Genomic DNA, 11,494 nt, shown 5'->3' with positions numbered 1-11,494 from the left:
CTTCGATAGATAATCTTGGTTCGTAGGAACGTTTTTACCCTTCAGAGTTTCAACAGGAAATTTTGCCATTTAAACAGCTCCTTTCATTCATTATCTTTAATATTTGAATAGCATAACAATTAATATACGTAATACCTTACTATCCGCCTGACGATCATTTCTTTTTGAAGGATGCCAGAAATTTAGACTGATTTATGCGAAAAGTCAAAGAATTTTCTTTATAATGTACCGATAATATGTTTATTATCAGTTATTAAGTAATCAGTATAACATTGATCCTTTGACAGGGAGCTGCTTTGTGAAAGAAATTTTACCCGATTTCCAAAAATTTCTCGTTGAGCGTAAGCTGGCGCCAGAAGGGCAAGTTTCTTTTTATGCCCTGTGGGCGAGCAGATTCCTTATCCGTAGCCGGAAACCTTGGGAGAAGAAGATTTCTCCCTCGGCAACCCCTGTGTAAGGACTGGTAGACCAGACAACCACGGTAGAGCGCTCGATAGTCGGGCGGTCAAGCGACTCAAATACAAAACGTAGGAGGTCAATCTTTGCAGAAGTAGTCTACCAGTGCCTCCACGAGACCGGGTATCGTATATTGTTCCTGCAGGATATCCACGGAAAGGCCCGCTTTTCGCACCGCGTTTGCAGTGACGGGACCGATACAGGCGATCTTGATTTTCGGAGGCAGGACAAAGCCCCCTCCCCCTCCCCTTCCCATGATCTCCAAAAAATTTGTCACCGTAGAGGGACTGGTAAAGGTGACGACATCCACCTTTCCCTGCTTGATCAACTCCTCAAGTTCATCCTTTTTTCTCCCTGAGTTCACCGTCCTGTAAGTGATTACGACCTCGACAGAGGCGCCGAGTTTTGCCAGGCCCCGTGGGATAACATCTCTGGCCTTCTCGGCCCGGGGGAGTAAAAATCTCTGACCCCTGACATTAAGTCCGGCAAAGGCCTCCACAATCCCCTCAGAAATAAACGTCTCCGGCACGAGATCAACCCGGATACCGAGTCTCTCAATCCTGGCCCCCGTTGCCGGTCCGATGGCACATATCCTGATACCCTTTAAATCCCGGATATCCCTCCCCCGTTCCCTCAGGCGGGCAAAGAAGAAGTCCACACCATTGGCGCTGGTGAAGATGATCCACTGATATTTCTCAAGCCCTTCTATGGCGCGATCCAGAGCCTGGAGGTCCTCGGGTGGAACAATCTCGATGATAGGAAAGTAGATCACCCGCGCGCCCTGCTCCCGGAGGAGGGCGGCGAATTCGTGGGCCTGTGCCTCAGGCCTTGTGATCACGATCCCCTTACCGAAAAGGGGTTTCTTCTCAAACCAGTTCAAGTCCTTACGGAGACCCACCACCTGGCCGACAACCAGAATGGCGGGAGGTGAAAAATGCCTCTCTTCCGCTTTCTTTACCATATCCTTAAGGGGACAGGCAAGGGTCTCCTGATCTGCCGTTGTTCCCCAACGGATCAGGGCTGCCGGCGTAGCGGCATCTTTGCCATGCTTGATCAGATTGGCTACGATATGGGGCAGATTTTTTACACCCATCAGAAAAACGAGGGTCCCGATATGGGATAGGGCCTCCCAATCTATATCTCTTTCTTCTCCAGTGGGATCCTGCTGGCCGGTCACAAAGGCTACGGAAGATGTGTAGCCGCGATGGGTCAGGGGGATGCCCGCATAGGCGGGGACAGAGACGGCAGAGGTAACACCGGGAATCACTTCAAAAGGGATGCCCACCCGAGCGAGCACCTGGGCCTCTTCACCACCACGCCCGAAGATAAAGGGATCCCCCCCCTTGAGCCTTGCCACGACCTGACCATGCCCTGCCTCCTCGATAAGCATCTGATTGATCTCCTTCTGGGAAAGGGTATGTTTTCCCCCTTCCTTGCCTGCATGGATCAGGCGAGCGGTGTCCTTTGCATGGCAGAGAACCTCCCGGCCGACGAGGTGGTCATAGATAACCACATCAGAGACCTGGAGGCATCTTACCCCCCTGACAGTGATAAGACCGGGGTCACCCGGCCCGGCCCCGATGAGATAGACTTTCCCTTTTTTCATCTTATGACTTACGACTTATGACTGATGACTGATTCCAGTATCTCCCGTCCACCCCTTGATGAGATGTTATCGGCCAGCTTCTTACCCAGCGCCTCGCCTTCTTCAATACGCCCTCTGACAGTATCCCTGATCATCACACGGCCGTCCTTATCCCCCACAAGACCCATCAATACCAGATCATCGCCGTGCCTCTTCCCGTAGGCGGCAATGGGTAGGCGGCAACCTCCACCCAGCCCATTTAAAAAGGACCTCTCCGCGGTCACTTCCAGCCACGACGATGGATGGTTAATAAAGGAGACGGTATCTCTCACCCTTTTATCATCCCTGCGGAGTTCTATACCAATTGCCCCCTGCCCGGCGGCGGGCAACATCATCTCTACCGGTATAAACTGAGATACCCGATGAACCCATCCCATCCTCCTTATCCCTGCTGCGGCAACGACAACGCCGTCGAGGTTATCCGTTTCCACTTTCCTTATCCTTGTATTCAGGTTACCCCTGAGAGGAACGATTTCAATTGCCGGCAAGAGATTTTTCATCTGAAACCCCCTTCGCAATGAGCCGGTTCCGATGCGGGCGCCGTGGGGAAGTTCATCCAGCTTTCTGCCGTCTCTCGAGATCAGGACATCCCGGGGGTCCTCTCTCTCCGTCATGGCTCCAATCTCTAAACCATCGGGAAGTTCAACAGGAACATCTTTCATGCTGTGCACAGCAATATCAATCTCATCCCGGAGAAGCGCTTCCTCAATCTCCCTGACAAAAACACCCTTCCCGCCTATCTTAACGAGGGAGACATCCTGCATGATGTCCCCCTTAGTTTTAATCACGGTAATTTCTACCAGCAAGCCGGGAAATTTCTCCTTTAGCCTCTCCGCCACGCCGTGCGTCTGTTTCAGTGCCAGATCGCTACCCCGTGTCCCTATTCTCAATCGCCCTTTAATCTCCATTGCCATAATTACTCAAGCTATCAGCTATCAGCTATAAATTATCAGCTATAAATTATCAACCAGAAATTATCCTGTCTTCCTCCCCTTCATTCCCCCATCAGTCTATCTGCCCCGAAATATGTAAGGAGAGAGATGAATGCGACAGATTGGAAGGGATCTTTTAACATCCCGAAGAGGTGAGAATTGCAGGAGCAATCTGAGGAACCAAAGCGGGGTACCTCCCAGTCGGCGATTCCTTTTACAGCATGGGCAATTTCGCATTCAAGGCGGTCTTCCGTGCGCACGGGGAGGGCGGCGTGAAATTCGGCAATTGCCCTCAGATAATCAATATGCCAGAAGAGCTTCTTTTGCGCCCTTTTGTGTCTCTGGATACGCCTGGATAGATTTTTCCTGGCCGAACCAACATAGATATAGTACCCCTCTTTAAATACCACTTCACCGAGTTTTCCCACCTCTCTACTGACCCTTTCGGGAAGCCTGAGAATGAGGAGGTAACTCCCCCTGTCTTTGGCCTCCCTCACCACCTCTCTGTTTAGCCTGCAAACCATGGTAAAACGGTTTGGCCTCTCAAGGAACACCGCTTTCTCTGTGGGATCGAAAATATCCAATCTTCCTCTGTCCCTACGGGGATCACCTCGAATCCACCAGACTCGTCTGTTCCTCAAATCTTGCCAGGACAAAGAGCATGTCGGCCAGGCGATTGAGGTACCTGAGGATCTCGTCATTGGCGATCAGGCCCTCCATTTTGAGCCTTCCGGCCTTCCTCTCCGCCCTCCTGATAATTGTTCTCCCCACATCAATCTGGGCAGACACCACTGTCTCCCCCGGATAGATAAATTCACCCTTTAATTTTACATCCTTTTGCAGATCATCAATAATTTCCTCTAAACAGACGACATCACCCTCACCGATTCTCCTCTTCAACAGATGAACATCGGCAGGCAGGGCGGAGAGGTCCGCCCCTATGGTAAGCAAATCCTTCTGGACACTGAGGATAATCTCCTTCACCTTACCATTTTTTGCCATCGCTCTAGCCACACCGAGAGCGGAGCTGGCTTCATCCAGTGTCCCGTAGGTATCCGGTCTCGGATCGTATTTCGGAATCCGCTGTCCGCCGAGTAAACTTGTCTCGCCGCCGTCCCCTTTCTGGGAAAATTTCATCCCTTTCTCCTTTCCATATAGCTCGTGATAATTCTTGTCATTGCCTCGGCATTTCTGGCGGCATGCTGCGATATCTCTTCCATGGTTAACTCCCTCTCCCCGAGGCCATGACCATAATTATCCACCGAACAGAGAGCCGCATAAGATACATCCAGTTCTTTTGCAACTACCGCCTCACTGGCCATTGTCATTCCCACAAGATCCGCAAATTGCGACATCATCGCGATTTCAGCCTTTGTTTCCAGCCTTGGCCCTCTGGTCTGCCAGTAGATACCTTCCCTGACGACATCAAAACCGCATTCAATAGCTGCGTCAATGAGTCTCTGACGGAGATCTTCACTCAGGACCGGCGTAATGTGGACAGGTTCTACGGAAAAGATGGTCGGCCCTCCAAAAAGCATGATAAAGTCATGGGGGACAACGATCGTCCCGGGTTTTAGTCCTCGTCTCAGAGAACCGGTGGAATTGATCCCGATGACTTCTCTAACTCCAAAGTCTCTCAATGCCCTCAGGTTGGCCTGATGATTGATCAGATGGGGGAGGATATAATGCGGGGGTTCTTTACCATGCCTCGGTACAAGGATAACTGTATCGGAAAGGAAGACAATGGCCTGGCCGAACTCATTTTCCACCATCTTTTCCTCCAGGGGCCCAAAAATCTCCCTCCTCTGGAAGAACGCCGAACCGGCTATGATGCCGAGAGGTTCCATAAAATCTTAAGTCAAGTGCCTAAAGTTGGAAGTGCCTAAAGTGACCTAAAGTTCAAATTATTAGGGATCGTAACAGATGCATGGAGATTTGTCAAAGACTCGGTCATTCTATGGGAAATTTACCGGTTACTGACTGATCTTGCAATGTCAGGATAAATAATAGCATTTGACATCAGAGGGTTTAATGTGGCATACAGTCACATCCAGTGAAAAGGAGGCAAGCGCAATGGAAAAGGAAAGTCCCTTAATCCATGTTAATGAGAATAACTTTGATGAGGAAATCCTTAAATCGGAAAAGCCTGCCCTGGTTGATTTCTGGGCTCCCTGGTGTGGCCCCTGCAAGACGATAGGCCCGATTATCGCCGACCTCGCAGAGGAATACAGAGGGCGCGTCAAGGTTACGAAACTCAATGTGGATGACAATCCCAATAAAGCGGCGGCATATGGCATAAAGAGCATACCGACCCTTATTCTGTTTAAAGATGGGAAGGTGCTGGATACGCTTGTTGGCCTGGTAGCGAAGGATCGTCTGATAGAATTTGTCAACAAGGGTTTATAACCTGTAATTACTCAAGAGCCAAGAACCAAAAGAAAGTTATTTTCATTCTGTCTCCTGATTTCTGGCTCCTGAGTATGTTCCCCGCTTGAAGAGGTGAATTGTGTGTCGTAAGAAAGTTTTTCTGTTTATCCTTGCCCTGCTGCTCTCTCTGTCCGGATGTGCCTGGTGGAAACGTGCCGACATGACCAAGGCTACACCCGAAGCTCTCTACCAGCAGGGGTATAACCACTACGGGAAGGGTCGTTACGATAAGGCCATCAAACTCTTCCAGAGGGTGAAAGAGGAATATCCCTTGAGTCAGGTTGCCCTCCTTGCTGAGATAGGTATCGCCGATTCCCATTTCAGTCAAGGTGAATATGCGGAAGCTGAAATGACCTATAATGATTTTATCAATCTCCATCCGACGAATGAAAACCTCCCCTATGCGATATATCAGCTCGGTATGTGTCATTATAAACAGATGTCCAGTATAGATAGAGATCAGTCAGAGACATGGAAGGCACGGAAAGAATTTGAAAGACTGATCTCCCGCTTTCCCGGCAGCAAATTCTCCTTCCTGGCAGAAAAAAAGCTCAGGGATTGCAAAAAAAGACTCGGTGAACATGAGTTTTACGTGGGAAACTTCTACTTCAAGAAGAAGAGATATAAAGCGGCCTTGGGAAGATTTGAAACGATTACAAGAGACTACGCAAACCTCGGTCTCGATTACAAGGTAAGTTACTTCATCCGTGAGACCAAAAAACATCTCGCCGAGGAAGAAGCCCCAAAAAAATCGCCAGAGACAACACCCTCCCCCCAGGGTCCAGGGGCTCCCTGGTAAGGAAATATCTATTGAACAGAAATCTCACCATAGCCGTTACGGGGAAGGGAGGTACGGGAAAGACCGTTATCTCCTCAATAATGATCTCTCTACTGTCCCAGCAAGATGGACACCTTAAGATTCTGGCCATAGATGCCGATCCGGCTATGAGTCTCAGTAGTGCCTTAGGGATAAGGGTGAGGAAAACCGTGGGTGACATCCGGGAGGAAGTCTACAGGGATTCCCTCCAACCCACGCCAGGCAGCGTCTCGCTGGACCTGATGATAGAAAATCAACTCTGGGGCATAGTGGAAAAGACACCTGATTTCCAGTTCCTCTCGGTGGGACGACCTGAAGGGCCGGGGTGTTACTGTCTCATCAATGATATGATGCGTCACATGCTCGACAAAATGTACGGGAAGTTTGACTATACTGTCATTGATTGCGAAGCGGGCATGGAGCACATAAGTCGCCGCACCATACGTAACATGGATTTCCTCTTTATAGTCACCGATCCTACAAAAAGGGGAACGGAAACGGCAAAGGCGATCGAGGCACTGGCAAAGAAATTAGAAGTCAGATTTGCAAGATCCTGCCTGATAGTCAACAAGGTAACCGAGCAAGACCGTGATTTCTGCAGGGAATCGGGGATGGCAATCATGGGCACCATTCCGCTCGATGAAAATATAACCAGATACGACCGGGAAGGGAAACCGTTTCTCTTCCTCCCTGACGATTCCCCTGCCGTCATTGCCATAGCAGAGCTGATGACCAGAACTGTTTCCTCAACAGGGGAAAGCTCATGGAAAATGTGTTGCCACAAATATTCTCTAACCTTACCTCCTACCTCTCGGAGTACAAGGTCGTCTCTGAAGGGGAAATCAGGCAGGCAATAGGATCGGAGATCGAGAAGCTGGACAACGAGAGCAAGACCCAATTAGAAGAACAACTAAGGGGTGAGCCAGCAGAGATAATATTCGAGAGTATAGTCAGTAACCCCGTATCCATCTTTTCCCCATCCCTGGTGCGGAGAGATTATCTGGGGGAGGCCTTTTACGCCCCTCACGTTCACAGATCCTTCATGAATGAGATGGAACAAGCCTTCAGGAGACTCATCAGGACACGGGCTCCCATGATATTACCCCAACTGGAAACGGTGATCTCCTCCTTTCTAAAAAAATCAGGCTACACTTGTTTCACTATCGTCAATCGAGACGAACCGATAGACTCAAAAGAACTTACAGCAACAAAAGACAACACCAGTCTTCGTTTGCTTCTCCTCCCCACTATCGCCTTCGCCCATCAGTGTCCCGACGGGACCCAGGTAATCGTTGTTCCTACGGAAAATACCCCGGTACTCTTTATCCGTTTCTACAGAGAGCAACATAGCAAGGAAACGGACATCCAGGTATGGGTGGTGGATCCGGAAAAAGATACGGTAAGTCCCTTTTTCGGCAACTGTAGTGATAAAGAAATCGTTAAGAACTTTGACAGCCCTGACCTGAAAGAAAGGGCAACCCGCCATTTCCAAACGATGAAACTGTCCCCCCTCCGCTAGAGGGGCTATGGGCTCTCGCCTATCGCCTCTTGCCCCTCGCCTCTTTCCTCTTTATCTGCCAGATAGTCCTTTGTGCGGATTCCTCAGGTTTCGGGGAGGTATCTATGATCAGATGATTCTTTTCTGGAATCTCTGTAATCTCGTCAAAATCACCCTTCTGGGTCTGGAAAAGCTCCCACCGTCCGTCCGAGGTCTCGTCCGAATCAGACGTCCTCGCATGAAGACGCTCTTTAATGACCTCTTCCGGGCAGATGCACTCAATAACAAAGAAGTCGGCAAGGGCTTTTTCCGCCGCCCTCGCTGCCTTCATTCGTTCTTCTCGTCTTTTGTAGGAAGCATCAATAATGACCGATCTGCCCTCCTGGAGCTTTTCACATGCTATGGCAAGCGCCTTTTCATAAGTCCTCCGGGAGACCTCATCGGAATATATGCCTTTGCCAAAATCTTCGTAATGGCGTTCCGTGGGCGCGAGGTGGAAAATCTTCTTACGCAGAACGTCGGTGCGAATGACCTCGGCGCCAAGGCGGGGGGCAATATTTCTGGCCAGGACGCTCTTTCCCGTTCCCATCAGTCCTGCCATCAGGATCAGGGTCGGCTTTTCCAAGCGGGCAGCATAAGTGTAAGCCAGATCAAAATAACGAGAGGCAGCCTCCACAGCTACCCGACGTCCTTCCTCTCGCATGGTCTTATCATCTATCATGAAGCTCGTGACCTTACCCCGCACATAGGCGTAGTAGCATCTGTAAAAATTGAGAAGGGTATGGATATCACCATCACCGGCATATCCGATATAGGCCCTTACAAAGGCATCGGCATACTCCGTGTAACCGTTGTAGTCTAAGTCCATGACTAAGAAGGCCACCTCGGCAGCCACATCCTCAAACCTGAACCGTTCGTTAAACTCGATACAGTCAAATATGACAATGCTGTCGGTGATGCAGATATGCTCAAGGTGCAGGTCTCCATGGCAATCCCTGATTTTATGGTCCGCCACCCTTTTCCTGAAGAGGGCCTCCTTTTTATCCATAAAGTCATCGGCATAGGATTTGATAAACCGGTACTGGTATTCAGGGATGGTTATCTCGAGATAGGGTTTTGTCTGGGCAAAATTTTCGTCGTGGTTGCGGCGGATCGTCTCTATCCCCCCTGTCAGATTGATCCTGTCCCCCGTCGCTGCGTTCCTGTGGAAGTCCACCAGCTTTCTGGCGATGGCTTCCATGATGGAAACATCAACCTCCCCCGCGGCGAGCAGTTTTTTCAACATCCTCTCCTGGGGGAGTTTCCTCATCTTGACGGCATATTCAACGATATGTTCTCCCCTTCCCAGGACGATGTTGCCACCCACATCCTCACCGATCCCGACAACCTCAAGATACGTCTCCGGGGCCAGCCTCTGGTTGAGCCTCAGTTCTTCATGACAGAAGTACTTCCTTTTATCGAGGTCGGTAAAATCAAGAAAACCGAAATCAACGGCCTTCTTGACCTTGTAAACACAATCCCCCGCGATAAATATGTATGAGGCATGGGTCTGGATTAGTTCAACCCTCTCCGGCATGTGGGGATAGAATTCTGGTTTGCTCATCGTCTCGACCAATTTCGGATGGGTCATTATCTTACTCCAATCGCTTCCCGTGCGCAGTTTATAACATAAAAATTGTTAATTACACAAGTTGTGCCGTTCTTTCGGGGTTGAACTCTCGAGGGGAAAAGTGTTATTCTGTTTTTGCCTTTATAACTCTCTCTTTAGGCAAGAGGCAAGAGACGATAGCCTATCGCCCCTCTGGACAGAGGAATTCTATGGGTTTGCATAAGAACTACGACGTTATCGTGGTGGGAGGAGGTCACGCTGGCTGTGAGGCGGCCCTGGCTGCGGCAAGGATGGGCTGTACAACTCTTCTCTTTAACATCAATCTCGATTCCATCGCTCTGATGTCGTGCAATCCGGCGATCGGCGGCCTGGCCAAAGGTCAACTCGTCAAGGAAATTGATGCCTTGGGCGGCGAGATGGGAAAGGTCGCCGACAGGACAGCCGTCCACTTTCGTCTGCTGAATGCCTCGAAGGGACCGGCCGTCCAATCCACACGGTTCCAGTGTGACAAGCAGCTTTACCGGCTTGCTATGAAGGCCATCCTGGAAAAGGAGAAGAACCTGCATCTCCGCCAGGCCCTTGTGGATCGCCTGATAATCGCCAGAGGCAGGGTGATTGGTGTGGAGGATAATACCGGTTTCTTTTACGGCGGGAAAACCGTGATCATTACCACAGGAACGTTTCTGAATGGATTGATCCACGTCGGTACTGCCCATTACCCGGCGGGCCGGGCCGGTGAAATCGCCTCCATTCAACTGGCGGCCTGCCTTAAGGAACTTGGTTTTGAAATGGGCAGAATGAAGACGGGAACCCCCCCAAGGTTAAGGGCCTCATCCATTGATTTTTCAAGGCTGGAACGCCAGGACAGCGATCCCGATCCGCAGCCCTTTTCTTTTACCACAGAAAAACTGCGTGAAGAGAGGCTTCCCTCGTATTTCAGTTCTACAACACAGGAAACACACCGGCTCATCAGAGACAATATCGGGCAATCTCCACTTTACTCGGGCATTATCAGAGGGATCGGCGCCCGTTACTGTCCTTCCCTCGAAGATAAGGTGATGCGCTTTGCCGATAAAGAAAAACATCCGGTGGTTCTCGAGTTTGAAGGTCTCGACACCGAGGAGATTTACGCCAAAGGTCTGGGCAACAGCATGCCGCCTGCACTTCAGGAAGATATTGTCCACAGCGTTCCCGGCCTCGAACAGGCTGAGATCATGCGATCAGCCTATGCTATCGAATATGATTTCGTACAACCGACACAACTCAGAAGGACCCTCGAAACCAAACTCGTTGCCGGTCTATACCTCGCCGGACAGATCAACGGTACTTCCGGCTACGAGGAGGCTGCCGCACAGGGGCTGTGGACCGGCATCAACGCCGCACTGGCGGTACAGAAAAAACCTCCCTTTATTCTCCACCGGTCTGATGCCTACATGGGGGTCATGATTGATGACCTTGTGATCAGGGGTGTTGATGAACCGTACCGGATGTTTACCTCGAGGGCTGAATACAGGCTGATCCTGAGGGAGGATAACGCCGCCATCCGTCTGATGGGTAAAGGATATGACCTGGGTCTGATCTGTCGGGAGCATTACGAACATCTCCAGGAAAAGGTCCGGCAGGTGGAGGAGGGCATTAAAAAGCTCTCTGCCGTAAAAGTCTACCCCAACCCAGATGTCAACACGACCCTTGTCAAAATGGGATCTAAACCAATTAAAAATCCGGCAACTCTGTACCAGCTCCTCAAACGGAATGAAATCACCTACGATGATCTGAAAGTTTTCGCTGGATGGGAACCGGTATTGGATCGGATGGTCAAAAAGCAGATCGAGATCGAGGCTAAATACGAAGGGTACATAAAACGGCAGGTCGAGGCGGTCAAGAAGATGGCCGAACTGGAGGACAAAAAAATCCCTTCCTACGTGGACTACTCCTCCATCCCGGGACTTTCCACCGAATTGAAGATGAAATTAACCAGATTAGAACCTGCTACCATCGGACAGGCCGAGCGGATACCGGGGATGACGCAGGCCGCCCTTACGGCCCTCCTGATTACGATAAAGAAGATGGAAATAGAAGCGGCCCTCCGCAAGGAATAGAGATAATCCAC

At 50.2% G+C, this 11,494-nt stretch carries 11 protein-coding genes; 5 read left to right on the top strand and 6 right to left on the bottom strand.

Translation table 11 applies throughout. The features are described from left to right. Nucleotides 1-535: 535 nt before the first annotated feature. The 5 genes from cobA to QMD03_02550 all read right to left on the bottom strand — a co-directional run bounded on the left by cobA (nt 536) and on the right by QMD03_02550 (nt 4,880). A complete protein-coding gene (cobA, locus tag QMD03_02570; GenBank protein ID MDI6776117.1) occupies nt 536-2,062 on the bottom strand; it encodes a uroporphyrinogen-III C-methyltransferase in 1,527 nt (508 codons plus the stop codon). A gap of 8 nt (nt 2,063-2,070) precedes the next feature. After that, nucleotides 2,071-3,015, bottom strand: coding sequence for a hydroxymethylbilane synthase (hemC, locus tag QMD03_02565; protein ID MDI6776116.1), 945 nt, complete (start codon nt 3,013-3,015; stop codon nt 2,071-2,073). An 80-nt stretch (nt 3,016-3,095) separates the two neighbouring features. Then, nucleotides 3,096-3,617 carry a GIY-YIG nuclease family protein gene (locus QMD03_02560; GenBank protein ID MDI6776115.1) on the bottom strand — a complete coding sequence of 174 codons (522 nt, stop codon included), beginning with the start codon at nt 3,615-3,617 and terminating at the stop codon, nt 3,096-3,098. A 22-nt stretch (nt 3,618-3,639) separates the two neighbouring features. Next, nucleotides 3,640-4,170, bottom strand: coding sequence for a cob(I)yrinic acid a,c-diamide adenosyltransferase (locus QMD03_02555; protein ID MDI6776114.1), 531 nt, complete (start codon nt 4,168-4,170; stop codon nt 3,640-3,642). Further along, nucleotides 4,167-4,880, bottom strand: coding sequence for an MTAP family purine nucleoside phosphorylase (locus tag QMD03_02550; GenBank protein MDI6776113.1), 714 nt, complete (start codon nt 4,878-4,880; stop codon nt 4,167-4,169). Before QMD03_02550 ends, QMD03_02555 begins: the two co-directional genes overlap by 4 nt. A 226-nt stretch (nt 4,881-5,106) precedes the next feature. On the opposite strand from QMD03_02550, the gene trxA reads away from it, so the two are divergent. The 4 genes from trxA (at nt 5,107) to QMD03_02530 (ending at nt 7,796) form a co-directional block, all read left to right on the top strand. Then, nucleotides 5,107-5,439, top strand: coding sequence for a thioredoxin (gene trxA, locus QMD03_02545; GenBank protein MDI6776112.1), 333 nt, complete (start codon nt 5,107-5,109; stop codon nt 5,437-5,439). Between the two features lie 100 nt (nt 5,440-5,539). Next, on the top strand, nt 5,540-6,259 hold the full coding sequence (locus QMD03_02540; GenBank protein MDI6776111.1) for an outer membrane protein assembly factor BamD: 720 nt from the start codon (nt 5,540-5,542) through the stop codon (nt 6,257-6,259). An 11-nt stretch (nt 6,260-6,270) separates the two neighbouring features. Next, nucleotides 6,271-7,134 (top strand): AAA family ATPase, encoded by an 864-nt coding sequence (locus QMD03_02535; protein MDI6776110.1) that lies wholly within the window; start codon nt 6,271-6,273, stop codon nt 7,132-7,134. Then, a complete protein-coding gene (locus QMD03_02530) occupies nt 7,041-7,796 on the top strand; it encodes a hypothetical protein (GenBank protein MDI6776109.1) in 756 nt (251 codons plus the stop codon). The genes QMD03_02535 and QMD03_02530 overlap by 94 nt, the downstream gene beginning before the upstream one ends. A gap of 19 nt (nt 7,797-7,815) precedes the next feature. On the opposite strand, the gene QMD03_02525 is transcribed toward QMD03_02530, so the two are convergent. Next, nucleotides 7,816-9,405 carry an AAA family ATPase gene (locus QMD03_02525; GenBank protein ID MDI6776108.1) on the bottom strand — a complete coding sequence of 530 codons (1,590 nt, stop codon included), beginning with the start codon at nt 9,403-9,405 and terminating at the stop codon, nt 7,816-7,818. A gap of 194 nt (nt 9,406-9,599) precedes the next feature. Here QMD03_02525 and mnmG point away from each other — a divergent pair, with 194 nt between their 5' ends. Then, complete coding sequence (gene mnmG / locus QMD03_02520; GenBank protein ID MDI6776107.1) at nt 9,600-11,483, top strand: tRNA uridine-5-carboxymethylaminomethyl(34) synthesis enzyme MnmG; 1,884 nt, start codon at nt 9,600-9,602, stop codon at nt 11,481-11,483. Nucleotides 11,484-11,494: the final 11 nt, after the last annotated feature.

The sequence above is a fragment of the Syntrophales bacterium genome (genome assembly GCA_030018935.1).
Lineage (GTDB): Bacteria > Desulfobacterota > Syntrophia > Syntrophales > CG2-30-49-12 > CG2-30-49-12.
The sequence above is the reverse complement of the archived record's forward strand: the minus strand, read 5'-3'. Positions and strand labels throughout refer to the sequence as shown.

Coding starts and splice junctions, on each gene's coding strand:
- cobA (MDI6776117.1), bottom strand. CDS start 2,062: ATGAAAAAAGGGAAAGTCTATCTCATCGGGGCCGGGCCGGGTGACCCC.
- hemC (MDI6776116.1), bottom strand. CDS start 3,015: ATGGCAATGGAGATTAAAGGGCGATTGAGAATAGGGACACGGGGTAGC.
- QMD03_02555 (MDI6776114.1), bottom strand. CDS start 4,170: ATGAAATTTTCCCAGAAAGGGGACGGCGGCGAGACAAGTTTACTCGGC.
- QMD03_02550 (MDI6776113.1), bottom strand. CDS start 4,880: ATGGAACCTCTCGGCATCATAGCCGGTTCGGCGTTCTTCCAGAGGAGG.
- trxA (MDI6776112.1), top strand. CDS start 5,107: ATGGAAAAGGAAAGTCCCTTAATCCATGTTAATGAGAATAACTTTGAT.
- QMD03_02530 (MDI6776109.1), top strand. CDS start 7,041: ATGGAAAATGTGTTGCCACAAATATTCTCTAACCTTACCTCCTACCTC.
- QMD03_02525 (MDI6776108.1), bottom strand. CDS start 9,405: ATGACCCATCCGAAATTGGTCGAGACGATGAGCAAACCAGAATTCTAT.